General features: G+C 54.1%; 17 protein-coding genes and 1 tRNA gene. 8 read left to right on the top strand and 10 right to left on the bottom strand.

Annotation, left to right across the window (positions count from 1 at the left end; all coding sequences use genetic code 11):
- Positions 1–822: 822 nt before the first annotated feature.
- From FH603_RS18385 to FH603_RS18365, 5 genes are all read right to left on the bottom strand, one after another.
- Positions 823–2,289 carry an MBL fold metallo-hydrolase gene (locus FH603_RS18385; protein ID WP_186739086.1) on the bottom strand — a complete coding sequence of 489 codons (1,467 nt, stop codon included), beginning with the start codon at positions 2,287–2,289 and terminating at the stop codon, positions 823–825.
- Positions 2,290–2,438: 149 nt separating this feature from the next.
- Entirely contained in the window at positions 2,439–3,431 is a 993-nt protein-coding gene (locus FH603_RS18380; protein ID WP_186739085.1) for an alpha/beta hydrolase, read from the bottom strand.
- A gap of 70 nt (positions 3,432–3,501) precedes the next feature.
- Complete coding sequence (locus FH603_RS18375) at positions 3,502–4,344, bottom strand: helix-turn-helix domain-containing protein (RefSeq protein ID WP_317171293.1); 843 nt, start codon at positions 4,342–4,344, stop codon at positions 3,502–3,504.
- Between the two features lie 78 nt (positions 4,345–4,422).
- Positions 4,423–5,184 carry a type I methionyl aminopeptidase gene (gene map / locus FH603_RS18370; protein ID WP_186739082.1) on the bottom strand — a complete coding sequence of 254 codons (762 nt, stop codon included), beginning with the start codon at positions 5,182–5,184 and terminating at the stop codon, positions 4,423–4,425.
- Positions 5,185–5,288: 104 nt separating this feature from the next.
- Positions 5,289–5,362 (bottom strand) — tRNA-Ile (locus FH603_RS18365).
- 125 nt (positions 5,363–5,487) lie between these two features.
- Between FH603_RS18365 and FH603_RS18360 the strand changes: the two genes are divergently transcribed.
- From FH603_RS18360 to FH603_RS18340, 5 genes are all read left to right on the top strand, one after another.
- Positions 5,488–6,735 carry an HD domain-containing protein gene (locus FH603_RS18360; protein ID WP_186739081.1) on the top strand — a complete coding sequence of 416 codons (1,248 nt, stop codon included), beginning with the start codon at positions 5,488–5,490 and terminating at the stop codon, positions 6,733–6,735.
- Between the two features lie 186 nt (positions 6,736–6,921).
- Complete coding sequence (lpxD, locus tag FH603_RS18355) at positions 6,922–7,950, top strand: UDP-3-O-(3-hydroxymyristoyl)glucosamine N-acyltransferase (RefSeq protein WP_186739079.1); 1,029 nt, start codon at positions 6,922–6,924, stop codon at positions 7,948–7,950.
- 58 nt (positions 7,951–8,008) lie between these two features.
- Positions 8,009–9,403, top strand: a complete 1,395-nt coding sequence (locus FH603_RS18350; RefSeq protein ID WP_186739077.1) for a bifunctional UDP-3-O-[3-hydroxymyristoyl] N-acetylglucosamine deacetylase/3-hydroxyacyl-ACP dehydratase — start codon at positions 8,009–8,011, stop codon at positions 9,401–9,403.
- A gap of 130 nt (positions 9,404–9,533) precedes the next feature.
- Entirely contained in the window at positions 9,534–10,328 is a 795-nt protein-coding gene (gene lpxA / locus FH603_RS18345; RefSeq protein ID WP_186739076.1) for an acyl-ACP--UDP-N-acetylglucosamine O-acyltransferase, read from the top strand.
- 91 nt (positions 10,329–10,419) lie between these two features.
- Positions 10,420–11,037 carry an ABC transporter ATP-binding protein gene (locus FH603_RS18340; protein ID WP_186739074.1) on the top strand — a complete coding sequence of 206 codons (618 nt, stop codon included), beginning with the start codon at positions 10,420–10,422 and terminating at the stop codon, positions 11,035–11,037.
- Between the two features lie 64 nt (positions 11,038–11,101).
- Here the strand turns inward: FH603_RS18340 and FH603_RS18335 are convergent, their stop codons facing one another.
- Complete coding sequence (locus FH603_RS18335; RefSeq protein WP_186739072.1) at positions 11,102–12,724, bottom strand: CehA/McbA family metallohydrolase; 1,623 nt, start codon at positions 12,722–12,724, stop codon at positions 11,102–11,104.
- A 90-nt stretch (positions 12,725–12,814) separates the two neighbouring features.
- Between FH603_RS18335 and FH603_RS18330 the strand changes: the two genes are divergently transcribed.
- Positions 12,815–13,567 carry an SDR family NAD(P)-dependent oxidoreductase gene (locus FH603_RS18330; protein ID WP_186739071.1) on the top strand — a complete coding sequence of 251 codons (753 nt, stop codon included), beginning with the start codon at positions 12,815–12,817 and terminating at the stop codon, positions 13,565–13,567.
- 115 nt (positions 13,568–13,682) lie between these two features.
- Here FH603_RS18330 and FH603_RS18325 read toward each other — a convergent pair whose 3' ends face one another.
- Positions 13,683–16,220 carry an ABC transporter permease gene (locus FH603_RS18325; RefSeq protein WP_186739092.1) on the bottom strand — a complete coding sequence of 846 codons (2,538 nt, stop codon included), beginning with the start codon at positions 16,218–16,220 and terminating at the stop codon, positions 13,683–13,685.
- Between the two features lie 130 nt (positions 16,221–16,350).
- Positions 16,351–17,067, bottom strand: coding sequence for an ABC transporter ATP-binding protein (locus FH603_RS18320; RefSeq protein ID WP_186739069.1), 717 nt, complete (start codon positions 17,065–17,067; stop codon positions 16,351–16,353).
- A gap of 56 nt (positions 17,068–17,123) precedes the next feature.
- Here FH603_RS18320 and FH603_RS18315 point away from each other — a divergent pair, with 56 nt between their 5' ends.
- On the top strand, positions 17,124–17,840 hold the full coding sequence (locus FH603_RS18315; protein ID WP_186739067.1) for an arylesterase: 717 nt from the start codon (positions 17,124–17,126) through the stop codon (positions 17,838–17,840).
- A gap of 75 nt (positions 17,841–17,915) precedes the next feature.
- On the opposite strand, the gene tamL is transcribed toward FH603_RS18315, so the two are convergent.
- Together tamL and FH603_RS28975 are read right to left on the bottom strand one after the other, a co-directional pair.
- Positions 17,916–20,312, bottom strand: a complete 2,397-nt coding sequence (gene tamL, locus FH603_RS18310; RefSeq protein ID WP_186739065.1) for a translocation and assembly module lipoprotein TamL — start codon at positions 20,310–20,312, stop codon at positions 17,916–17,918.
- 47 nt (positions 20,313–20,359) lie between these two features.
- A complete protein-coding gene (locus FH603_RS28975) occupies positions 20,360–25,546 on the bottom strand; it encodes a translocation/assembly module TamB domain-containing protein (protein WP_186739063.1) in 5,187 nt (1,728 codons plus the stop codon).
- Positions 25,547–25,945: 399 nt separating this feature from the next.
- On the opposite strand from FH603_RS28975, the gene FH603_RS18300 reads away from it, so the two are divergent.
- Complete coding sequence (locus tag FH603_RS18300; protein WP_186739061.1) at positions 25,946–26,758, top strand: TerC family protein; 813 nt, start codon at positions 25,946–25,948, stop codon at positions 26,756–26,758.
- Positions 26,759–26,849: the final 91 nt, after the last annotated feature.

The raw sequence follows: 26,849 nt of genomic DNA, 5'->3' as shown, positions 1-26,849 counted from the left end.
TACGAGTACACGCTATCTTCTTCGGTTGGTTGGCTGCTTTTAGCCAACATTCAGATCATGTTGCAACGAATCAAACCAACACCCCCAATATAATTCCCCAACACCTTCTTATAGTTTTGATAAACTAATTGACGAGCATTGAGCCAGATTATTGATTTCATCCTACTTGACCAATGCTTGGGGATTCCCTGAAGTGGTTGATACATTTTACCCCATAAGGGACTCTGTGTATTCTCGGGATGAAGGACATCAAAATTGGGGTAAAAAGGCCCGTAACCTGTTTTCAACTGAATGGGTATCTGAGCGGAGTATGTCATTTGATCCTCATGCGACTGACAGCCGATTAATAAGGAGACCAGAGGAAGAACCCATAAATACCGCTCCATAGACACTACTGTTTAATCAATGGTTGTACCTGCTCAATTGTCTACTGTCAAGTGATTTCTGTATTGCCCTGATTTTATTTGGCAGAATTACATTCATTTTTATACAGCAGCTATTGACGCGACGTACTGCATTTTTGCCTGTTGACGCTGTTTCATTACCCGCTATTTCTTTATCAATTCGCCTTGCCTACGATTACGCTCACTTGATGGTTGGGTATCATAGGCTGAGTGAAGGTAAATCCGGGTAAGACCCCTGGCCAGGCGGTGATAATCTGGCTGGGTGAAAGTCAGATAGGGAGTTCGGCCCCATTTTTACCAACCATCCACTATTCCACGTTTGTGATGCGTGGCTACGCCATGTCACAACCCGAAAAGCCGCCAACTAGGCTAACGATCAACAACGGGGCCACCACCCGGCAGTAATTACCCCCCTACTTCATTTCACGGGCATCGACGCTTTCAAGTCCGCAAACGGAATCACCGTTTTGACCCCATAATCCGAAACCGGCCAGGACTGGATGATGGTGCGAACCGGTAAGCCTAACTGCTCAATGGCTTCGTACAAACCGACCTGACGAGCGCTGGCTTTAGCGGGAGCGCCCGTCCTGGCTATCCATACCGAATCATCTTCGAATAGCAACTGCTCCCCCGGAAAATAGTAAATAAGGTAGTCGTTCGTGTGGGCCGATTGCCGCCCGATCAGGTAAATCTCCAGCGTCAACAGCCCATCGGTGATCGTTCGATGGGTACCTACTCCCTCCAGCTTTAGCGCTTTGGGATCAAGCGCCAGACTATCGGGTTGCAATTGGTGAGGAGCCTCGATCAGATACTTCACATAAGCCTCATTCCCCGGGCTGCACAGAATCGTCGCTCCTTTGTGCACGAAAGGGCGTATGCCTCCCAGGTAATGGGGATGATGATGCCCGAAGACGAAATACCGAATTGGCTTGGTGGGTGCTATTCGGCGGGCTTCGCGAATAATGAGTTCCCCGTTCCGGCTGGTAAGCGGAGCTTCCGCCACCAACAAGAAGTTGGCAAACTCAACCATCATTACTTTGTCGTCGGTGTGGGGTAGATTGATGAAATACACGTGATTATTGTATTTTTCTACCTGCGCAGTAGGCTCAGGCGTATCTGCCGTTTGCAACTGGAAGTTGGCCGGTGTATCGATTAAGTGGGGTGCTTCGGCCGTCAGGGTGCCCAGACTTAGTTGAACTTGATCATGGAGCTTCCCATTAACCTTATCGATCGTTGTTCGGGTGGGCTGTAGACTGGAGCCCAGCGGGATATAGTCGTGGTAGGTGATGGTGCTGCGTACATCGCCCAACAGCTCATCCGCTTGCAAAGTGGTCAGATGCGTCAGCAGCCCATCCGCCCGTCGAATGAATAGCGAGACGATCGTTTGGTTAATGGTCGTGGTATAGCACGCCTGGTCAGCCGTGCTTTGCTTACGATCCAGGGCGATACGCTGTCGATAGCAATAGTCAATGAGGCTAACAGGAGAATAGCGAGCTGTCTGGATAGGCTGTTCTTCCAGCATTGCCCGGGTTACGGGGGCTACTTTGTCCTCGCCGGGTTTGAGCAGGAGCAATGCCTGGGGCGAGGCTTGCGTTTTGTCCAGGTAGGTCTTCTTTCGGATAAGATGATAGAGCGTATCGGTTTGGCGGAAGTTGGCCGCGTTCACCCAAAAAACGCCTTTAGCTTCATAAGGCGTTTGCTGCCAGGGTTCGGCGCTATGCTCCAGTTCGTAACGCTGCTCGTTGTAGGAAAAGCGGAGGTAGCGATTTTGAATGGGTTTTACTTGCCTGGTCCAGCAGGCCTGGAGCGGCTGCTGGCTGAGTGGACCTGTTGATGGAGCTGGCAGCGTTAGCCACGGGAGAAAAAGCCAGAGAAGAGGGTACATCGGTTATCAGTGAGTGAACGGAACGAAGATAGGCAGGCCCCGTTAATTAACTACTGCCAGCAGTGTCCTCTTCAACCTGTTTCATTAACCAAAGGATCTGTTAAAATCCTGTACTGGTACGCAGGTACTTACACAGTCACATGGCTTCGTTACCTGCTCAGTACCTCTCTCATGGCCGTCAGGATTAGCTGATCAACTTCCTGGTGCTCATGAGCATCGGCTGGCAGGCCCACCAGACAATGGATCTGGCCGGCAAAACAATGATAGCGCACCGGCACACCCGCGTTTCTCAGTCGCTCGGCATAGGCATATCCTTCATCACGCAGTGGATCGAATTCCGCCGTTATGACCACCGCTGGCGGCAAACCCGATACCCGTTTGCTTTGGAGGGGGGCCACTTCCGGATTGTCAAGGGCCGCATCGGGTGCATACGCCTGAATGGAGTACTGGCAGAAGGCTTTCGTTTGGAAGTAGCCCGATGCGTAGTGTTGATAGGAGGGATGTTGAGCAAAATTGCGGGGATTATCAGTCGACGGGCAGTTCAGTATTTGTAGCTTTATCCGCCTGGCCAGCCCCTCCTTTTCGGCTTTCTGACAAACGACGGCTGCTAAATTGCCGCCCGCACTTAAGCCTAACACCACAATTCGACTCGTATCGCCCCCATAGCGATGCCCATTGCTGGCCACCCATTTAAACGCGGAATAGGCATCATTGACGGCGGCCGGATATTTATGCTCCGGCGCTACCCGGTAATCAACGGCAAACACCAGCGCGTTGTAGGTTTTCGCCTGCCGCCAGAATTCGTACGCCATGAACGGAAGAATCGGGGTTACAAAACCGCCGGGGTGGTAGCTGATAATGATGGGCAGTCCGGTGGCGTGGGCAGGGTTGTAAACCTGTAGGGGTATACTGTCAGCCGTGATGGTTAAATAGCGCACATCCGCTTTGGGAAAATCGGGTGCTTTCATTTTTATAGCCCGAATCTGCTCAACGGAGGTCGTCAGGGACGAGGGAAGATCGGCGAGCACCGTTCGTAGTGCAACCGCCACCCGGGGGTCCAGCTTGCCCGTTTGGCAGGGCTGTGCCTGGACCAATTGGCTACAAAAGTTGAAAACAGCTAACCCAATGAAGGCTCGTTTCATAATGCTCGAATTTTGTCGATCAAAATTCAGGCAATCGATCGGTTCGGCGGTGGTAAAAACGCGACATTCTTCAGGTGTAGGAGGAGTCGCTCATCCCAAACAAGCGTTCGGGGGCCATCCCATCTTCGCGAGCATAGTTGTTCGGTGTAGTCCCGGCAAAGCGCTGGAAATCCTTGGCCAGGTGCTGGTAGTCGTGATAGCCACAAGCCAGCGCTATGCTGAGCCAATCCAACGTCGGCCTGGTATACTTGATTCGATAGGCGTTATGTAGCCGGGCGATGCGGGAAAAGAGTTTGGGAGCTACACCCATTCGTTTGTTGAAGAGCCGCTCGAACTGCCGGGGGCACAAGCACGTAGCTTCAGCCAACTGGATGATGGATGTCTTCTCCGGCCGTTCGATGAGCAGACTCGTTATACTATCCAGCGGATGGCTGTTTCGCTTGATACCTCCGACGAGCCCCGTCAGGAAACGCTCGACAATGTTTATCATCTCGGGATAGTCGTCGCTACTGGCCAGCCGTTCGTTAACCAGCCGTATCTCCCGGCCGAAAACGGCTTCTGCATCAATAAAGGTGTTGGTTAATTCATAAAATGGAATGCCAGTGATCCGGTACAGGACGCCCGGTTGGAAATCGACCAGCAATACCAGAAAGTCCTGCCCTGTCAAGAGCCGGTTCGTTCGCTCCGTGTACTGACCCGTGATCATGGAACGGGGTCTCTGTATGAGTTTATAGGGAGCAATATGTTCTACCAGTTCACGGCCTCGGGGGTAAAAGGCCATCTGCTGGTCGGGACGGGGTGCATAGGGCTTAAGCGGAGGGCTGGCCACGTCGGCAAACCTGAAGTGCCGGAGATGATAGCCCTTGATAAAATGCCGCAAAGGCGGACTGGGTAAGAAATCCTGACAAATCATAGGCGTAGCCACTACCTTTTACTGAAGTTAATAGTCACTGTGTTTTGTTACGTGGCGACAGGTAAATCAATCAAGGTTTCAGTTCCATAATTGATTAGCAGCTGTCAGGATGATTGGCTGATTATCAGTGACGACAATCGTTTGTTCATGCTGTACGGCAAAGCTGTCTCTGGCGACCAATGTCCAGCCATCTCCCTTCTCCCGGGCGTAGGTGGCTTTGGTGGATAAAAACGTCTCGATGGCCACGACCGAGTTCTTTCGGAAACGAGTTTTATTGGACCGGTCATAGTAGCATAGAATCTCAAGCGGTTCTTCATGCAGGCTTCGGCCAATTCCGTGCCCGGCCAGATTCTTGATCACTCGATAGCCACTTCGCTTTGCCTCGGTTTCAATTAAGCGTCCGATTTCGGCGATTTGTACCCCCCCTCGGATATGACTAATCGCTTTGGCCAGGATGCGTTTCGAGGCTTCTACCAGCCCACTGTGCTGATGAATATCCTGCCCCAGGACAAAAGATCCACCATTGTCTGACCAATAACCATTCAGTTCGGCTGATACATCAATATTAACCAGGTCCCCTTCCTGGAGAAAACGAGTTGCCGAAGGAATGCCGTGACATACTTCCTCGTTTAAACTAATACAGGTCCAGCCCGGAAAGTTGTAAGTGAGCTTAGGTGCCGAACGGGCACCGTGCAGTTCCAGCAGTTGTCGCCCATATTGATCTAACTCAAGCGTCGACATACCTGGACGGGCATACTGTTGCATGCGCCAGAGGGTTGAGCCAACAACGTGGCTAATTTCCTGCATACCTGCCAGGTCTTCTTCAGATTTCAATGACATAGCTTTTTGATTTTATGGCCAGCATGCCTACTCAGAGGCAATATGCACGGCTGAAACACAAAAAAGCACTTACGGTTTTACACGTAAGTGCTTAATTATCAACGTGGGCCAGCCTGGACTCGAACCAGGGACTTACTGATTATGAGTCAGGCACTCTAACCAACTGAGTTACAAGCCCGTTGCTGTTTGATTGCTCGAAACAGCCATGCAAATTTACGATTTTTTTTGAAGGATTGCAGAATCAGCGGGATTATGCGTTGAAAATCCAGTTAATCCTGAAATCCTGTCCGGTATCTTTGTCTGATGTCAGCACCTAACAAAAAGAAGATTCTTAACGACCCCGTCTATGGATTCATCACAATCCCGACGGAGTTGCTGTTTGATCTGGTCGAGCATCCGTTTTTTCAGCGGCTCCGGCGAATCAAGCAGCTGGGGCTGTCGGAGTATGTATATCCGGGCGCTCTGCATACGCGCTTTCACCACGCCCTGGGGGCTATGCACCTGATGGGGCAGGCCATGCAAACGCTCCAGAGTAAAGGCCACGCCATCAGCAGTGCCGAGTGTGAAGCCGCCCAGATCGCTATCCTGCTGCATGATATTGGCCATGGGCCGTTCTCCCACGTACTGGAGTGCTGCCTCCTGGACAATGTGCCCCACGAAGAAATCTCGCTGCTGCTGATGCACGACCTGAACCGTCAGTTTGATGGGCGACTATCACTGGCCATCCGTATGTTCGACGGGAGCTATGAACGGCCGTTTTTCCACCAGCTTACGTCGAGCCAGCTGGACATGGACCGTATGGACTACCTCAACCGCGACGGGTACTATACGGGTGTGGCCGAGGGCGCTATTGGGGCTGAGCGCATCATTAAAATGCTCGATCTTGTCGATGACCAGCTGGTGGTGGAAGCCAAAGGCGTGCTTAGTGTCGAAAATTTCCTGAATGCGCGTCGGCTGATGTACTGGCAGGTTTATCTGCATAAAACGTCTATTTGCTGCGAATCCATGTTGATTCAGATCCTGCGTCGGGCCAAATTCCTGATCGGGCAGCACACGCCTGTTTTTGCACCGGCTGCCTTTCAGCTGTTTCTCGCGGAGCGCATTTCGCTGGCCGAGTTCCGAACCAACCACACCTACCTGAAGGCCTTCACCCAGCTGGACGATTACGATGTCTGGGCCTGCATCAAGGAATGGGCGTTGCACGATGATACCGTGCTGGCAACGCTCTGTCAGATGTTGCTGGACAGGCGACTGTTCAAGGTTATCCTATCGACAGAACCCTTTGCCGGTGCTTTGGTTGATGAACTGGCCGGGCAGCTTCGGCAGGCCGGTTTGCCCGACGAAGACCTGTCTTACTTCCTGGTCGAAGGGCAGGCCACCAATGCGGCCTATCTACCGCTGGAAGAACGCATCAATATTAAGTTGAAATCGGGTAAAGTGATCGACATAGCCGACGCGTCGGATCTGTCCAATATTCAGGTGTTGACTAATATTGTGCGCCGGTACTACGTTTGCTGGGCAAAGGGATTGAATGTAGTCGAAAGTCAGTAGGTCATAACAGTCGTAAGCGAACAAAGTAGCAGAGTACAGGCGTCAGCCACTTTCAACTTACTGGCTAACTGATCGACTAAGCGACTATTTACCGGCTGTTTTATCCGAAAAGTGCAATTTGTTGTCTACCTTAGCGCCCCGAATGTCCGCCAAAACCGGATAGTTCGCGACGGCCGTCATACGTATATGGAGTTAACAGTCAAGCAGATTGCCACACTGCTGGAAGGCGAAGTAGTAGGTAACGATTTACTGAAGGTCAGTAGCTTAGCAAAAATAGAGGAGGGTAAACAGGGCGACATTTCATTTCTGTCGAACCCGAAGTATGAGTCTTTTCTCTATACGACGCAGGCCTCAGCCGTCATAGTCAACCGATCATTCCAGCCGCAAAAGCCAGTTGCGCCAGCACTGATTTTTGTAGAAAACTCCTATTCAGCCTTTACCCAGTTGCTGGAAGAATACCATCGGCAGATCAGTTTTGCCCGTATTGGTGTAGAGCAGCCTGCTTATGCGGGTGCTGGCACGCAGTTTGGCGAACGTGGGTACCGGGGTGCCTTTTCGTATGTCGGTTGCAATTGCCAGATCGGTACGAATGTTAAAATTTACCCGCATGTCTACGTAGGTGATAACGTTCAGATTGGCGATAACACGATTATTCAGCCGGGTGCGCGTATTCTCAGCAACTGCCAGATCGGCCGTAACTGCGTTATCCACCCTGGTGCGGTCATCGGTAGTGAAGGCTTCGGTTTCGCCCCCCAGACTGACGGTACCTATAAAACGATTCCGCAGCTGGGCAACGTTATCCTCGAAGACTACGTGAATGTAGGAGCCGGTACCACCATCGACTGTGCCACGATGGGGTCTACCGTTATCCGGCAGGGCGTTAAACTGGATAACCTGGTGCAGATTGGTCATAACGTTGAAATTGGTCGGGATACGGTAGTTGCCGCCCAGACAGGCATTGCCGGATCAACGAAAATCGGTGAACGCTGTATTATTGGCGGGCAGGTAGGTTTTGCCGGTCACCTCAGCATTGCCAACGGTACCAAAGTCGGTGCGCAGTCGGGTGTTGGGAAATCGATCAAGGAAGAGGGCATATCGCTGAATGGATCAACGGCATTCCTCATGCGTGACAATATGCGGTCGCAGGCAGTATTCCGCCGGCTTCCCGACCTGGAACGCCGTTTAGATGAATTAGAGAAAAAAACAGAAAAATAGTCTGTACCGCGCTGCTGGTGAGCCACTTCACCGAATGCCGGATACAAACCCGTTCTTGATGAATACAAAACAACAGACCATTCAGAAGGCCGTTTCGGTGTCGGGCGTGGGATTGCACACGGGCGTATCGGCAACGATGACGTTCTTGCCTGCACCAACGAATCACGGCTATAAATTCCAGCGCGTCGATCTGCCCGGAAGTCCTATTGTGGATGCTGATGTCGATAATGTGGTCGATCTCTCCCGTGGCACGACCATTGAGCAGAGTGGTGCCCGGATTCACACCGTTGAACACACGCTGGCTGCACTCGTGGGGTTGCAGATCGATAATGTGCTCATTCAGCTGGATGGTCCCGAACCACCCATCATGGACGGCTCATCGATTCAGTTCATCGACGCGCTGCGCGATGCGGGTATCGAAGAGCAGAACGCAACGCGTAACTATTTCGAGGTCAACGAGTATGTTCATTTCCGTAACCCCGAGAAAGACATCGAGCTGGCGGCTTTGCCCCTTAATGACTACCGCCTGACGGTGATGGTCGATTATAATTCGCGGGTGATCAGCAGCCAGCATGCTTATCTGAACGACATCAGTCAGTTTCCGGAGCAGATTGCCAATTGCCGCACCTTCGTATTCCTGCACGAGCTGGAGGCTCTCTATAAGCAGAACCTGATCAAGGGCGGAGACCTGACCAACGCCATCGTTATCGTTGACCGGGAAGTAAAAGAAGGGGAGCTCGATTACCTGGCCGACCTGCTGCACAAACCGAAAGTAAGCGTCAATAAAAACGACGGTATCCTGAATAATCTGGAGTTGCACTACCCCAACGAGATGGCCCGTCACAAGCTGCTCGATATGGTAGGCGATCTGGCACTGATTGGCCGGCCCATCAAAGCGCAGATCCTGGCCGCCCGGCCCGGTCATGCCGCCAACGTGGCTTTCGCCAAAAAGATCAAGAAGCTCATCCAGAAGAACGCATCCAACCAGGTGCCGCAATACGATCCCAAGCAGCCACCGGTACTGGACATCAACCGGATTTCGCAGTTGTTACCCCACCGTTACCCTTTCCAGATGATCGACAAGATCATTGCCCTGGATGAGAACAGTGTGGTAGGCCTTAAGAACGTGACGATGAATGAGCCGTTCTTCGCCGGACATTTTCCCGGCAACCCGGTCATGCCTGGTGTCATGCAGCTCGAAGCCATGGCCCAAACGGGTGGTATTCTGGTGCTTAGCACGGTGCCTGACCCTGAAAACTACTGGCCGTTCCTGGTCGGTATCGAAAACTGCCGGTTCCGGCGCAACGTTCTGCCGGGCGACACCGTAATATTTAAATGTGCGTTTACGACGCCAATGAAACGCGGGATCGTGAAAATGCAGGGCCGGGGCTATGTCAACGACAACCTGGTCTGCGAGGCCGATATGATTGCCAGCCTGGTTAAAAAGAAATGATGAAGGATAAATGATAAATGATGAGGAACCCTGTACCTGGTTTTCATCATGCTGTCCGGGTGGACAAATCATTCGTAACGGTACCGGAAGTGCCGTTTTCATTCATCGTTCATCATTCATCGTAAAAAATATGATTCAACCATTAGCTTATATTCACCCCGAAGCCAAAATCGCGCAGAACGTGGTGGTCGAGCCGTTTGCCATCATCCACAAAGACGTCGAGGTAAGCGAAGGGACGTGGATTGGTTCCCATGCGGTAATCAATGAGGGGGCTCGTATCGGACGTAACTGCAAGATTTATCCGGGTGCTGTAATATCGGCAACCCCGCAGGACCTGAAGTTTAAAAACGAGTATACCCGGACATTTATCGGCGATAATACAACCATTCGGGAGTATGCGACCATCAGTCGGGGAACGGAAGAGCACTGGAAAACCGAAATCGGGACCGATTGCCTCATTATGGCCTATGCACACGTGGCCCACGACTGCCGGATTGGTAATAATTGCCTGATTATCAATAACGTGCAAATGGGCGGTCACGTCCACATGGGCGACTGGGCTATTGTTGGCGGATCGAGCTCTGTACACCAGTGGGTTAAAATCGGTGCCCACGCTATGGTATCGGGCGGGTCGCTGGTGCGTAAGGACGTGCCGCCCTTTACCAAGGCAGCCCGCGAACCGTTGTCCTATACCGGCATCAACTCGATTGGCCTGCGTCGGCGCGGGTTCGATAATGAAAAAATCAACCAGATTCAGGAGATCTACCGGTATATCTATATGCGCGGCCTCAACAATGCCGATGCCCTTACCCAGATTGAACTCGAACTGCCTCCTTCCGACGAACGCGACGAGATCGTAAACTTTATCCGATCGTCGGAGCGGGGAATTATGAAAGGTCCCTCATCGGGTGGTGATCGGGAGTAAACGTACAGTAATGAGTGATAAACGATGAATGCCCGACGGGCTCTGAGCCTTGCCCATCGTTTATCATTCATGGCTCATCCACCCCTCGTCTATGAAAATCGTTGCGGAGCAGATCGGTAAGAAATACCGGAAAGAGTGGATTTTCCGGCGCATCGATCTGACGCTCAATGCCGGGTCGAGCTATACGTTCGTCGGGCCGAACGGCAGCGGTAAATCAACCCTGCTACAACTCCTGGCCGGTAGTTTACCCGCCACAGAAGGGACGCTGACCTACTCCGTAAATGGCCAGGCGCTGGACCCGGAAAACTGGTTCCGGCAGGTGAGCATAGCCGCTCCCTATCTGGAACTGGTGGAAGAACTCACCCTCGATGAGTTGCTGACGTTTCATCAGACCTTCAAACCCTTCAAGCCGGGTTTGACCCTGGGTAAGATTGCCGAGCAGTTGCTGCTGAGCCATGCCCGCCACAAAGAGATCAAGTTTTTTTCGTCGGGTATGAAGCAGCGCGTAAAGCTGGGGCTGGCTTTTTTCTCTGACTCTCCGGTCGTTATTCTCGACGAACCAACCGCCAACCTCGACCGTCAGGGTGCGCTTTGGTACCACGAACAAGTCCGTCAGTTATCGGCTGAGCAACTGCTGCTTATCGGTTCCAACCAGCCCGAGGAATACGATTTTTGTGAAAATGTAATCGACGTCACAGCCTGGAAGTAATGTACTGCGGACTTCAGTCCGCTTTCATTGATTGGTTTTAAACGGACTTCAGTCCGTGGTACGTTCACCGCAATTCCTGCCTCATCCGCTCAATAACCCGCCGTGTTTCGGCAATTCGTGCTTTCAACGCATCGGCGTAGCGCCAGGCCTGCCTTTCCGTAGCTGGATTAGGCCGACTGATCTCCTGTTCGATTTCCTGTAAGTAGCGCTCACTGAGGTCGAGGTAGTGGCCCGCCGTTTGCGGATTATGAAAGCCCCTGCCATCGACCGTTACGTAAACGGGGGTCGTGTGTGCGGCCTGGCTCGGCCCTCCCGTGCAGCGGGCGGCAATCCACCGGCCATAGTCAACAGACGGGATCGTAACCGTCAGTGACAGATGGGCGGCCGACTGTCCCGGCTGGCGCGCCGTTGTTCGCCCGATCACCTGCCCGTGACTGACAAGTTCGAGCGTATCCAGCGGCACTTGTCCGGCATGACCGTAGGCTTCAACGGTTAGGGTCAGGCTGCTGCCACGTGTTACGGCCAGTCGATCGCCGGGAATAGCGGGTTGACGCCCCGCTGCGTTCACCCGCAGATCGAGCATGGGGCCGCTCGACACGAACGTATGACCCGCCCGAACCGCGTTACGCCAGTTGGCGAAGGTAAGCGGGCCGTTAAGCCGGGTGTAGAAACGGGCATTGCCAATGCGGGATGATCGTTCGGGTGGGCCGTGGCCGTGGTCCTGCCCGCACCAGGGAAAGTCGGAACCTGCCGTGGCCGTGAGCGGAATGCCAAGGTCGAGCAGGTGGTAGTAATGTTCGGTATGCAGCGGGTGCTCGTCGACACAAAACTGAAGCAGTTCGAGCGCGTCGACTTTCCCACGCAGGCCGTCGAGCACCAGGCCCCGGTAACCGTGGAATGTTTCGGCCTGATGGGCGTAGCCCGTCATACCCCCGCGCTGGTGAACTTTGTCGAACACCTCATCGAAGAGGTAATACCGGTCGCGCTGCCGGACACGATCCAACGCGCCAATGGCGAAGGCATGGCCCAGCTCGGGCGTGCGGGGATCTTCCTGACCCGTGGTAAGCAGGTAATTCCCTTGTCCGTACAGACCCGCTTCGCCATAGGCATATTGCGGGTAATAGGTCTCCCAGAAATCACCCATGCGCAGCAACGCACCAACGTTGACATCTTCGGCCTGGAGCCAGGTCATAAGGAGCGGGTTCTCGTGGGGCGACCGCCGAATGTGAATATGCCCATCGGTCGAGTACCAGCTTTTATCGGCCATATGGGTCCAGCGTTGCAGCGTGTATGTTTGGCTGAGCGGCTGACCGGGCCTAATCACGACGTCGACCTGCTGCCGTAAAAATTCATGTCCTTTGGATACACTAAGCTGGTAGGTGCCCGGTGGTAGCGTCATTTTAAACTGTCCTGCTACGTAGAACGAGCTGTCGGGTTGAAAGGCGTACCCATCTTCATGATCCCACAGACCATACATAACGGCCACCGCTTCGGGCGGGAGGGCCGCTACGGGCTTACCATCGCGGGTGAGCCGGACCCGAACAGGCGTTGGTTTGCGCGTTGCTGCATCGAGGATCGTTACTGTCAGTAATCCAGGTCGTGCGGGCTGGCTTTGGGCCACTTGTGGTCCTATCGCCAGGAACAGGCTCAGAAAAAGAAAATCATAAAAAGATAGAAGCGGGCGCATACCTGCAAACATACGGGTGCTGTCTTAATAACCCGATTACCTGATAACCATTTCGTGCAGGGGGCGTTCTTTACTAAAATAAACAAGACTATGGAACATTCACTAGCTGGTAAAACCGCCCTCGTTACCGGGGCTGCTTCAGGCATTGGCAAAGCTGTTGCGTTACTCTACGCACAACATGGGGCCAACGTGCTGGTTACCGATCTGGACGCCGAAAAAGGACAGGTCGTCGTCGAGCAAATCAAAGGTATGGATGTACAGGGCCATTTTGTGCTGGCCGATGTGGGCGACCCGTCGGAGTGCGAACGTCTGGTCAACGAAGTCGTCAATCGCTACGGTAAGCTGGATATCGCCTGTAACAACGCTGGTATTGGTGGCGAACTGAATATGACCGCCGACTACAGTCTCGAAGGCTGGCAGAAGATCATCAATATTAACTTGAACAGCGTTTTCTTTTGTATGAAGTACCAACTGGCTCAGATGGTGAAACAGGGGAAAGGCACGATCGTCAATATGGCGTCTATTCTTGGTCAGGTCGGTACGCCCAACTCGCCGGGTTATGTAGCTGCCAAGCATGCGGTCGTAGGGCTGACGAAAACGGCCGCGCTGGAATACGCCCAGAAAGGTATACGGGTCAACGCCGTGGGCCCGGCCTACATCGACACGCCCCTGCTATCGGTTCTTCCCGACGAAGCCCGTCAACAACTGGTTGCCATGCACCCCATCGGGCGGTTAGGTAAGGCAGAAGAAGTGGCAGAACTAGTTATCTGGCTCTCGTCCGAAAAGGCATCGTTCGTAACAGGGTCGTACTATCCAATCGATGGCGGCTACCTGGCTCACTAAGTAGCTATTGATTGACATTAGTCATCGAAAAGCCCATGCTCTTCCTCTCGGAGCATGGGCTTTTCGATGACTAACATACGGGGGCGGTTACAGTCATTTTACCTATGTCGATCGGCTACACGTCGCCCCGCAGTACATCGAGCGGGGGCCTGACCAGCACTTCGCGGCTGTTGAAAACCCCAATCACCACAGTTAGCACCGTAACGACGGAGGCTATGACAAACAGGGGTACGACATCGGGCTGGTAGGCTACCTCGAAGACAAAACGTGCCAACGCCCAGGTTCCCGCTACCGATAGCAGAATGCCCGACAGCGCTGCCAGCAAACCTAACAGGCCATATTCCAGCGCAGTAATGCGCAGAATCTGATTACGACTGGCTCCCAGTGTACGCAGCAGTACGCTTTCGCGCAGCCGCTGGTATTTGCTGATGACGACCGACGAGGCCAGTACCAGCAAGCCCGTGAGGATGCTGAACAGCGCCATAAACCGAATCACGAACGAGATTTGATCAAGAATTTCGTCGACCGTTTTCAGGATCAGGCCCAGGTCGATGGCCGATACGTTCGGGAACTGGCTTACCAAACCCCGCTGTAACACCGCCGACGTCTGGTTGTCGGGTACGCGGGTCATCAGTACCCGAAACTGAGGTGCCTGCTCCAGCACACCCGATGGAAAAACGATCAGGAAGTTGGTTTGTACCCGGCTCCAGTCGACCTCACGGGTACCGCCCACGATGGTTGGGATGGGCGCGCCCTGCACGTTGAAGTTCAGCGTGTCGCCGAGCTTCACGTGCATCCGTTCCATATAGTCCTTCTCCATCGAGATATAGATCGCACCATTTTCCTGATATGGACCTTTGCCGGCCGCAATTTTTTCCGACGAAATCAGGGTATCCCGGTACGTTACGCGATACTCGCGGGTGAAGGCCCAGCTGGGTGGGCGCCGGGTGGAGTCGGCGCGTACCGTGTCGGCAGGCTGGTCGGGGCGGGGTGGTTTGCTTTCTGACGATGTCTTGCCGTTGATATCGTTCAGGCGCATGGTCACAATGGGCACTTCCTGCAAAATCGGCAATTTCTGCTGTTTCACCAGCGCCCGTACACCGGCAATCTGCTCATTCTGAATGTCGAACAGCACCATGTTCGGCTGCTTGCCGCTTCCCGACAGCTGCACCCGCCCCAGCAGCAACCCCTGCGTCAGGTACAGCGTAGCGATCAGGAATGCACCGAGTCCAATAGCCGTCACAAGAATAAGCGTCTGGTTGTTGGGTCGGTAGAGGTTGGCCAGGCTCTGCCGCCATACGTAGCTCCAGGAAGAGGGAAAAAACCGGCGTACCAGCGCAATAAGGCCCAGACCAAGCAGGGTCAGGATACCAAATGCTACGGCTAGCCCACCCGTAAAGCCTACGGCCAGCATGAGGTTACGGGTCTGGAGATAAGCGAAACCGACAATAAAGCCAATAATAAGCAGGTAAACCGCCCAGCGCAACGGATCGCGTCCGCTCAGGTCATCCTCGTACGAATTACGTAGCGCACGAAGGGGTGATACGTTGCGGATAGCCAGCAGCGGCAGCAGTGCGAAGAGTACCGAGATAAGCAGCCCTGTACCGATACCCCCCAGGATGGCTGGCCCCGACAGTGTCGTCTGCACCGTCACGGGCAGGAAGTCGCCGAAGACGCGGGGCAGCACCAACTGCACCGCCGACCCGACCAGGGCCCCAACGGTAGCGCCAATCAGGCCCATCAGCGCGGTTTGGAGGAGATAAATCAACAAGGCCTGCCTGCCGCTGGCCCCCAGGGTGCGCAGAATGGCTACCGAGGCTATCTTCTCTTTTACGTACAATTGAACGGCACTCGCTACGCCCACGCAACCCAGCAGCAGCGCCACAAAAGCCACCAGACTCAGGTATTTTGTCAGATCGGCGAACGAGCGGCCCGTCTGTTTTTTTCGTTCGCTGACGGTATCGTAATTGACACCGTCTTTATCCAGTCGTCCTGAAATTGTCCGGACGTATTTGTCAACATCCGTGCCCGGTGCGAACTGGTAATAATATTTGTAATTGACCCGGCTGCCGCGTTGCAGCAGACCCGTGTTGGCCAGAAACTGGTTCGGAACGAATACCGTTGGCGCAACCGTAGCGGCAATGGCCGCCTGGCCCGGCGTTTTGGTTACCCGGCCTGCAATCAGAAACGACAGGTTTCCCAGCCGGACCGAATCACCGGGCTGAGCCCCCAGTTGCACCAGCAGCGCATCATCAACGAGCGCCACGCGGCCACTAGCCTGCCGGAACGTCTGCACCGCCGATGCGGGCTGCACCTCCCAGGTGCCGTAATACGGGAAATTGCCGGTGAGTCCTTTTACCTGCGCCAGCCGGACTCCGCCCGTTTTAGGAATCGACACCAGCGACGCGAATGACACTTCATAAGCCCGGTCGCGACCCATGGTTTTAGCCAGTTGCTGCGTTTTACGGGTCGGTGGGCGGTTCCAGGAAAGCGTCAGGTCGGCACCGAGGAGTTCGCGGGCCTGATCATCGATACTCAGCGCCAGGTTATCGCCAAAGGAGTTGATAGCGACCAGAGCTGCAATGCCCAGCACAATGGCCGACATGAATAATAATAACCGTTGGCGGCTTCGACGGCTGTCGCGCCAGGCCATCCGGAAAAGCCAGGAGAATTTCATGGAATCTATTATGTTTTATTGAGTGATTAAGTGAATGATTGATTGAGTGAATGAGTGATTGAGTGAATAGCTGGCGCATGCATTATTCACTCAATCACTCATTAAATCATTCACCATTCGCTCTTTCTATCACTCGTTCGCTCTTTCGCTCCTGTGTGTCAGAGACGACCGTGCCGCCTTTGACCCGAACGATACGCTGGGTGCGGGCGGCCAGTTCCAGGTCGTGGGTGACCAGTACGAGGGTAGTGCCAGCTTCGCGGTTCAGTTCGAACAGCAGATCTACGACGGTAGCGCTGGTGTCGGCATCGAGGTTACCGGTGGGTTCATCGGCGAAGAGGAGTTTGGGTCGGTTCGCAAACGCCCGCGCCAGTGAAACGCGCTGCTGTTCACCGCCCGAAAGTTGGGTGGGGTAGTGATGCCCCCGCTGGCCCAGACCCACGCGGTCCAGCAGCGCCTGCGCATTTTTCTGGGCTCCACGCTCACCGCGCAGTTCGAGCGGAACCATGACGTTTTCAAGAGCGGTCAGGGTAGGCAACAGCTGGAAGTTCTGAAAAATGAACCCGACATGCTGATTCCTGATGGCGGCCCGCTGGTCTTCGCTGAGGGTGTCGAGCCGGATGTCGTTCAGGTAGACGCTTCCCGACGTAGCCCGGTCGAGTCCGGCGCACAGGCCCAGCAAGGTTGTTTTGCCGCTGCCCGAAGGCCCAACGATGGCGAACGTGTCGCCCGGTTCGAGAGTGAAGTTGACGCCGTGCAGAACAGTCAGGTTACTGCCTCCACTGGCATATGTTTTCGTCAGATTTTCGACGCGTAGAATGCTCATTGAACAAAATTCAGAGGATACGACTTGTTTGTGTAAACACAACTGCCTTGCTGTCTATGAAGTTCTTACCGGGTAATCGAATGCTGTATTCCGTGATGAGCGGACTAATGATACTCTTAACGGTCTGGGGCTGTGGCTCCTCCGAAACAAAAAGCGACAAGAAACCAGCTGCTGGCTCCACCCAAGCAACTGAGCAGCCTAAATCGACACCGACGTCTACCAAACAGACCGTATTATTTTTTGGGAATAGCCTGGCCGCTGGCTACGGTGTTGAACCAGGGCAGGCTTTTCCGGCCCTGATTGGCGCGAAGATAGACTCGGCGGGATTGAACTACACCGTTGTCAACGCGGGTCTCAGTGGCGAAACAACGGCGGGCGGCAAGAGTCGGATCGGTTGGGTGTTGCGCCAGCCTGTAGCGGTGTTTGTGCTCGAACTGGGCGGGAACGACGGGCTGCGCGGTTTGCCGCTGTCGGCCACGCGCCAGAATTTGCAGGCCATTATGGACACTGTCCGGCGTAAGAGCCCACAGGCGACCATCGTTCTTGCCGGGATGCAGATTCCGCCCAACCTCGGCACGGAGTACACGCGGGAGTTTCGGGAGTTGTTCAAGCAACTCGCCGACAAGAACAAAGCGATTCTGATTCCGTTCCTGCTCGAAAACGTGGGCGGTATTCCTAAACTCAATCAGGCCGATGGTATCCACCCCAACCCCGCCGGTCATAAGATCGTAGCCGAAAACGTCTGGGCCGTCATCAAGCCGATTTTACAGTAACGCGTCTACGTACCGCGGACTTCAGTCCGTTGATCTATAGTATCGGACTGAAGTCCGCGGTACGTAGGCGCGTTACTAGAATGGATAGCCAATGCCGATGTTAAACACCAGATTCTGTTTGCGCCAGTCGCGGCTGCGGAAATTGATCTGGTCAATGACCCACTCGCTGCCGTTGGTTTTATAAGGCTTTCGCAACGGTGTTGCCAGATCCAGACGTACCAGAAAGTAAGATAGATCGATGCGGATACCGACGCCCGCGCCAATAGCAATCTGTTTGTAAAAGTCATTCCTGAACTGGCCCTCCAGCGGATTTGTCGTGAACCGGACTGCCGGATAATACGTCCAGATATTACCAGCATCGACGAAGACGGCTCCCTCGATATACTTGTTGAATTTCTGCCGCAATTCTGTATTGGCTTCCAGCCGGATATCACCACCGCCATCCTGGAACAGCGGCAGGTTACGCAGCGTGTCACGAGTATATAGACCCGGGCCGATAGCGCGCGGCCGGAAAGCCCGTATGCTATTGGTGCCGCCAATGAAGTACTGCCGGGTAAGGGGTAACTGAAAATCTTTTGAGTTCCCATACGGAATGCCAACGCCGACAAAGAGCCGGTTAGCCCAGGTCAGGCTACTCCCCAGTTTGCGGTACAACCGGGCATCGGCATCGAAACGAAGGTACTGCGCGAAGGGAACGCCGAGGATGGTTTTCTGATCCTGACCCTCCTTGAGTGGAATCAGCAAGCTAGCTAAGTTACCGGCAGCTTCGGCGTTGGCAGTAAGCCGGAATGTCGTTGGCGAGTTCGAGCGGGGCGACGAGTTATAATTGAACGTGTATAAACTGCTCAGAATGAACTGGTCCGAGGAAAGGATATTGATATACTGTCTTTTAACAACTTCTGGCGTAAGGGGATCCTCATAAGTTTCATAGAAACGATTAGTTACGCGCTTCAGCGGTACAAAAATGTAGTTTGCGTTGAAGGGCTGAAAAACGTGTTCAACGCGCTGACTCCGACGCCAGGCATAGCCAAAGGTTGTGTTGAATGAATTGATCTTGTACAGGTCCCCGCGAATGATGGTTTGGTACCCCAGCGTAAGATTCGTTTTTGGCAGAGCTTGACGCTGATCAAACTGAAACCGGAACGGACTTACCAGACGCGGAAAGGTAAGTACCGCATCGAGTCCATATCGGTAGTTTGTCAGCGCCTGATCGCCGGCCCCTACTTGAAACTCGATACCTACGTTTGCGTTGAGCGTGAGCAACTCGGCGCGTCGGAGGGCATTCCGGTTGCGCCAGCTCAGGATAGCCTGTGTACCGTTGAAGTTGTTGGAACGGGAGGTGCCATCCAGCTCCAGCCGCACCGATTTTGTGGGGTAGGGGGTCAGGTAATAGTGAACGTCCAGTACGGCGGAGTCGCCCTGCTGGTCGGGGTCGAACCGGTTACGGACAAACTTAAACGCCCCCACGTTGACCAGCCGCGAAAGTGTCAGATCCTGCTGGCGGCTGTTATAGCGAGTGCCCGGCTGTACCGTTATCACATCCCGGAACAGTTTCGGATCGAACCGGCGGCTCGAATCGACGATGTTGAAGCGTTCTTCTGACTGATATGCCTGCTGTTTATTCGTATCGATCCGGGCTGTCGAAAGATTATAGTTTGGGTAGATAAAGATGTTTCGGATGGAGTAGGGCACGCCGGCCGCTTCGGGCATATCGGGCTTGATATAGAAGATCAGTGTGGTCCGGTGGCGTACCGAGTCGTTATCGGCCAGTACGCCGATGTAATCGGGGGTGAAGTAATACAGTCCCCGTTGCTTAAGGGCCTGTCCAATCCGTTCGCGTTCCAGCTTTATGTTATCGAAGCGGTAAGGGTCACCCTTTTTGAAAATAGTTCGCCGGGCCGATGCCTGTAGGGCCTGGATAACCGGACGCACCCCAACGCCCGCCGAGTCCTTCTGAAACGCGACCGAGTCAACGTAATAGCGCTGTTTCATGTCGGCCTGATACACCCCCCGCGCTTTATAGCCTTCCTCTTTCAGTGATCCACTTACGGTTGAGCCAAAATACCCTTCGTTTTGCAACAGGGCGTTCATGACCGGTGCGTTAGCCGATATAGCCCGTGCACTGGCGAATACGGGTTCGCGGCCGAATTTCTTACGAAACCAGGAGCGGAAACCCTTCGGCTTTTTGGGTTCGCCGAACAAATAGTAAAGACCAACCCGAAAGGGGTAGCCAAAAAGTTGTGCATTGGGCCGTGGCCGGGCCAGGGCCGAGAGTTGCTCTGCCATCGACTCCTGCTCTACTTTGGCAACGGTAGAATCAGCGTTAACGACAACATCGGTACCCATATAAAGCCGTTCGTTGGCTGGCAGGTGTTTGGCAATGTTGCAGGCGTTGAGCAAACAAGCGAGTAGCAGCAGACTCAGAACGGTCCATATCGAAAGGCCGGGTGATGGGTGCGTCTGCTTCAGCATAGAAAAGGAAGTTTGTTCAGTCTTTGAGGGATGAATGGCATGAATACTTAATTCAGGGACGTTGTGGATGGGTCGGCCGTACCCACCGACGTTTTACGGAACATCTCCGAAATTGTGTTGTAGTCGAAGGTGATGATAAACCCGACGCCTGTTTCAATAACGAACCCGTCCAGTACGGCCTGGTAGTTGTTGCTTCGGTATGCCCGCAGCACATAACGGCTGTCGCGGGTAAGGCTGTAGTTGACCGACAGGTTGTCGAATACCTGGCTGGCCGAAGTAGCCGCACCCGCTGCATTTTCGAGTACGAAGTTTTTGCCGACCGATACCGTTATACGCCCTTCCAGAAAACTCCGCGACAACCCAACGTTCAGGTCGGTACGGGCCCCGTTGGTAGTGCCGCCGGTATTGGCGCTACCCGTCTGCGAGAGCAGGTTGAAGTCTACATCGAACCCTTTCAGGACGTTAGACGCCAACTGCCCCAACTGGTCGGAGATCAGCTTGCTGACACTGCTACGGGCTACGCCTTCGGCTTGGCTGTTCAGGCCACCGCCACCCGATCCGGAGAAGAAGTCGGAGGTATTTTCGGGCAGGAACCGGTTCAGGATCAACAACGCAAAGACCTGTTTGTTGATCTGCGACTGGTCTTGCCGCAGGGTGGTCAGCTTGTTCTCGATTGTTGTAACGATCGGGCTTGATGCAGCCTGACCACTCTGATCGACACCCGACAGCCGGATATCGAAGTCCAGTTTAGGCGCAGCCAGGTTGTTGCTCATACTCAGCGCCACGTTGAAGGGTAGCTTACGTTTAGCCGCCGATGCGTCCAGCGAGCTGGATTCGTTGCCCACCAGGTCGCCGGGCGGTACCGACACTTTGTAGATCGCCGTGATGTTCAGGTCGGCTTTAAGCGGGTCGCCTGAGAAATTAATGTAGCCGCCTTTCTGAATTTCGAACTGACGCTTCAGCACCTGGTACGTGAGCGAGTACTCACCCTCGGTCACTTCGTAGCGCCCCAGCACGCTGAGCTGTCCGGCCGCGTTCACCGTTACGTTCAGGCGGGCGTTGCCCCGCGCCCGCAGGTAGTCGCCGTTGAGTTCATCGACGATAATGGTCAGTTCCGATTTCTCGTCGGCTTCCAGATCGAGCGAAATATTGGCATTGGTCAACTGATCGAATGCCAACCGGGTGGTCACGCTGTCGCGTTTTGGCCGGTAAATGTATTTGCCCAGCGCCAGCGAATCGTTGTGATCGATAAACGTAACGATACCGTTGGCTTCATTCACATCCACTGATTCGTCGGGTAGTACCACCGACACTTTACTGCCATCTTCGAGTTTGACCGTACCATTGATCGATGCGTTCGTTCCTGCTCCCTTCACGCGCAGGTCGGCCGTGACAGCGGCTTGTCCGTAGGCATAGTCATTGTCTTTACGAGCCGCGTTCAGCACCTGGAAGTTGGCCGCCCTGACGCGCAGGTTATAGGTCGCATCGGGCAGATTTTTCAGCACAACGGTTCCATCGGTGGTAAGTGTCCGACCGAGGGTATCGCGTACATTGAAATCGTTCAGGGTGATGGTCTGACCGGCAAAGTTGAGCTTTTCCTGATCGATGCGATAGGTAGCGTTGAGCTGTTTGATATTGAAGGCGACCGAGTCGAAGGCTACGCTGCCGTTCAGCTGGGGGTTGTCGGCCGAACCATTGACCGTAAATTCACCGACGAGTTTTCCTTTCGCCTGCCTAAGCTCGCCAAAGCTGAAGGCTTCGATTGTCCGGGCATCGAGCCGTTTCAGATTGATTGTCAGATCGAGTGCCTGTTTCGCATTTTCGGGATTATAAAAACCAACGACAGTGGCATCGTTATAAGGCCCGGCTAGAGTGGTGTTTACGTCGATACGCCCATCGGAGTTGTTCCGGAAACGGGCCGTCAGATTCCCGATCGGCTGTGCCATTACCCGCAGGCTGTCGACGTAAACCGAGCCGATGAAGGCCAGTTGGCTATCTTCGGTCATGTAATCCCGTACAACTACTGTACCATTGAGTTCACCAGCCGCCAGCGTCGTATCCTGGTTGGCCAGCCGGGCCAGGTTGGCGAGTTGAATACCGCGGGTCGTTACCCGAATCGGCGCATTTCCGTAAAGTTCGGTGCTGCCCACTTCCAGCAGCTGATTATCCTGTTCCAGCCGGAGGGTACTGATCATTACCCCGCTAGTACCATACTGGACAAACCCGCTGGTATCGGCCGTCCAGCGCTGGTAGCTGGTCATTAAGCCGTCGCGGGCGAACTGAAAGCGGTAACTACTGTCGACGATGCTGAGCGTGCCGGCCAGTGCGTGCAGATCCTGCCCAATGGAATCTTTATTGACGACCGCAAATCGGAACCGGTTGTTGGCGGCTGTCCCGGTCAGGAGGGTTTCGCGAATCTTCAGGTCATCATACAGAATGCCATCGACGCGACCGGCTACCTTCAGCTGGTTGTTGATGCCCCGCAGTGCCAGCGTTGCGCCCTGAATAGTGGTCGTGTCATACACAATGGTGCCGGTACGCACCGTTGCCGACAGGGTCGTATCCCGCAAATTGTCCAGATAAGCGTCGAGCCGGACGGTGTCGAGCCGGGTTAGGGCGGGTACAAAGGCCTGAAACAAGGGATTCTGATACGCTTTCATGTTGACCGTGAACGCGTAGGGCGGTGGAATCGTCTTGTAGGTCAGCGCCGGGATGGCCAGGTATTTGCTGATTTCACCCACCACAATATCGTAGAGCTGGGTATACTCGAATTGTCCATTCAGGGCTACCTGCGCACCGGGCAGTTGTGCGTCGACTTTTTTGTTTTTCCCATCTGCCGATAGTTTGGCGTAAAGTGCATCAACGGGGTAGTTCTTGCCATTCAGGGTAACCACCGCGTCGGTTGCCGATACCGTACCAACCGGTTTGGCCGGATCGGTAGAGGGCATATCGAGTACGATCCTTCCTTTGAGGGAAAGAGGGTCGTTATACAGTTTTAACTGTTGCAGATTCAGTTCCTGCACGACCGCTTCGCCCGTTACGCTCGGAAACTCGCCTTTTAAACCGGCTTTAATGTCCAGTGTCAGGTTGGCATTGGGGTCCTTGAGGCCCCCGGTCAGGGTCAGGTTGCCATTGGCAAGGTTGCCGGTTGCGTCGAGGTTCTGGTACCGGTAGCCGCTCAGTTCAGCCGATTGGACGTTGAGGTCAAACCGGGTCGTCAGCGTGTTGACATCGATGCCACGCCCGTTGAACGTAGCGCGTCCGGTCAGTTTACCCACCGTTCCTTCCTGCTTCAGCCACTTGCCCGCGTCGAAAGCGGTCAGGTCCAGGGTACCTTGATAGGTCTGGTTCTTGCCGGTTACAAATCCGGCCAGTTTACCATCGAAAGCGGCCGTGCCCCAGTCGGTACGTAGGTTGGCATCCAGGACCAGGTTATTCAACTGGCCTTTGATACGCCCCGTCAGGTCGAACAGGGGCGGCAGCGCGATGGACGATGGAATCGACCCTTTGGGGGCCAGTTTGTTGATGTCGGCCAGCCGGGTGGTAGCATCCTTAATGACCAGGTCAAGGCCAATCCGGTCGGGATCGGTCACGTTGGTCAGCCGTCCGCTCATCCGAACGTGCGTGCCCGACAGCATATCGAGACCAAAGCGGGGTATAGTCAGAGCCGCCAGCGTGCCGGTTGCCTGGGCATCGGCCCGAAAGACAGCCCGTGGATCAGTGAATGGGGGCGTATCGGCCAGGAACGGAGCCAGTTGAAGCACATCCATCACCGACAGTCGGCTTTGACGCAGGTTGGCCCGGATACTGACCCGTTTGGCGAAGCGCGGATCGCTCAGCTGCGCCAGAGAATCGTACCGAAGAATTACCTGATCGCGCAGGAGCGACGTGGGCGTCTTAATGAGCATACCCGTCAGGCGCGTATTCTTATCGTCATACAGCACATCGGCATCGAATTGCTGGAGGGTAAAGCCGCTGGTGGCCTTGAACTGAGCGTTCCTGATCTGGCCACTTACCCGCTGACCGCGTGTGCCCAGGTCCTGATAGGCCAGTGCTTTTCCTTCAACGCCAAGGTTGCGCAGGTCGAGGTGCCCATAATCCAGGCCGCGTTTCTGCCGGGCTGCGGTCTCGTCGTCGTATCGGATCCGGTTATTGGCAAAGCGAACCGTGCCAATCTTAGCCTGCCATCCCGGCGTGGATACGTCCGGCGTGGATACGTCCGGCGTGGATACGTCCGGCGTGGATACGTCCGGCGTGGATACGTCCGGCGTGGATACGTCCGGCGTGGATACTACAGAAGCCGTCGATCGGGCCGGAGCCGCTTTCTTCGTCGGCCTGGTCAGGACAGCCGCAATATCGCCATCGGCCATATCGAGCGACTTGATGCCGATTTTTGAACCGTTCAGGTAAAAATAATCTGACTCCATCGCCAATTTACCCACAGTGCCCTGGGTCCGGAAGTCGGCTGTTTCAACGCGTACGTCCCATTTGGCCTTGTTAACCTGCCACTTTCCTAACCTTATATCGAGGGTATCGCTGGGGGCAGAAGGGTCGTCGGGTGTGGGAATGCCTTCATACAGGCGGGTATACGCGTTCAAGCCATTTACCGCTACGTTCGACAGGTAATATCTGGAATTAGTGACGTCGGTTTTATCGAAACCCGCCCGCAGGCTATCGACGTAGGCGTTGACATCGGCACCAACCACATCGTCCCGGTATTTGATGCGCACATCCTTCAGGAAAACACTGGCCAGATTGATATCCAGCGGAGCTACTGTTGTGTCGACGGGTGTGGTCGGTTTGGTGGTGTCGCCCGGTGGGATGAAGGCGTCGAGAATATACTGAAAATTGAAGGCTGGCGGAGTTGTGCCGGTGCTGTCTGCTATCCGGTTGATATTCAGTCGGATGTGTTCGAGGTCAATAGTGTTTATGGCCACCCGGTTATGGAGTAGCCCCCACATATCGAGGTCAACGCGCATACGCCCGCCGTCGAGCAGGGTGTCGCCTTTGGGGGTCTTGAAGAATACGTTCTCCAACTCGATATAGTCGGGTATAGCATAGCGAACTCGCCCGATGCGGAAAGGCGAGTTAAGCTTTCCGGCCAAATACGAATTAACCTGCTTCGTCACCAACTGCTGACCCCAGGGCGTTGTGGCTACGAGCATCACAAAACCCACCAGCAGCAGAATGAGAGCAAAAAGACCAATCAGAATACGAACAAGCGCTTTCGTCACAATAGATAAATGATTTTTCTGGCTGGCAGTATATAACGTAGTCTGGAAATATAACGTCCACAACCGGCATTATGTTACTGGCTGTTACCAAAGCTAAGCCCCTTCCCCGACTTAGCCTAACGTACTCCCGGGTATTTATTAACCCTGTCAGATCAGTCCGGCAGCTATTTTCGTGCCACTCACAGGCGCGCTAACAACAGGATGGATAGGTAATGACCGGCGCGGCAACCCGTCACGGCCCGTCTAAACAGAGACCCATCGGGCGGGCCGGTACCGTTTCAACCGACTGGTTTACGCCTGGAATCGGTCAACCTTTCAGCCGTTTTAGCGTTGTTTTATAGCGCAAGTGTTGCACTCCCGGTTGTAAGCCGGTACTTTTGGCCATACATCTAATCAACCATGAGCGATCTCTTTACTGCTGCATCCATCATCAGCCTACTGACACTGACCTTCCTGGAAATCGTTCTGGGAATCGATAACATCATTTTCATTTCGATCGCGGCCAACAAATTAGCCCCGCAGGATCAGGGTAAAGCCCGGAACATTGGTCTCATTCTGGCAATGGCCTTTCGGCTTGCTTTGCTGATGGGTATTTCTCTCGTTATCTCCCTCAGCAAGCCATTTACGCACATCGATGCGGGCTGGTTCAAGGCTGCCTTTACCGGTCAGAGTCTCATTCTGTTTGCGGGTGGCCTGTTCCTGCTTTACAAAGCCACGTCCGAAATCCACCATAAACTGGAAGGGGGCGGAGAGGACACCGAAGCTAGTGAGGTTAAGGGAAAGGCCACTGTTAGCAGCGTAGTGACGCAGATTGCCATCACCAACATCGTTTTTTCTATCGACTCCATTCTGACTGCCATTGGCCTCACCCAAAATGTAACGATCATGATGATCGCCGTTATTCTATCGGTGATCATTATGATGTTCTTTGCCGGGCCGGTGGGTAAATTTGTGAACGAGCACCCTACCATTCAGATGCTTGGGCTGGCGTTCCTGATCATGATCGGGTTCATGCTCGTAGCCGAAGGAGCCCACCTGTCGGAAGTTGTGTTCTTCGACCAGGAAATTGGCACCGTTCCCAAAGGCTATCTGTATTTTGCCATTGCGTTCTCGCTGCTGGTCGAATTCCTTAACATCCGGCTCCGCAAGGCTGATAAGCCTGTTCAGTTGCGGGGCTACGAAGGTCAGCCCGGGCGCGACGGAATGATATAGATCAGGTAGCCGGTTGGCGGGTTGGTGTATCAGTAGCTGACGCGGAATACGTACCAACGGACTTACTCACCAACTCACCAACTCACTAACA

The organism is Spirosoma utsteinense (assembly GCF_014282275.1).
GTDB lineage: Bacteria > Bacteroidota > Bacteroidia > Cytophagales > Spirosomataceae > Spirosoma > Spirosoma utsteinense.
The sequence above is the reverse complement of the archived record's forward strand: the minus strand, read 5'-3'. Positions and strand labels throughout refer to the sequence as shown.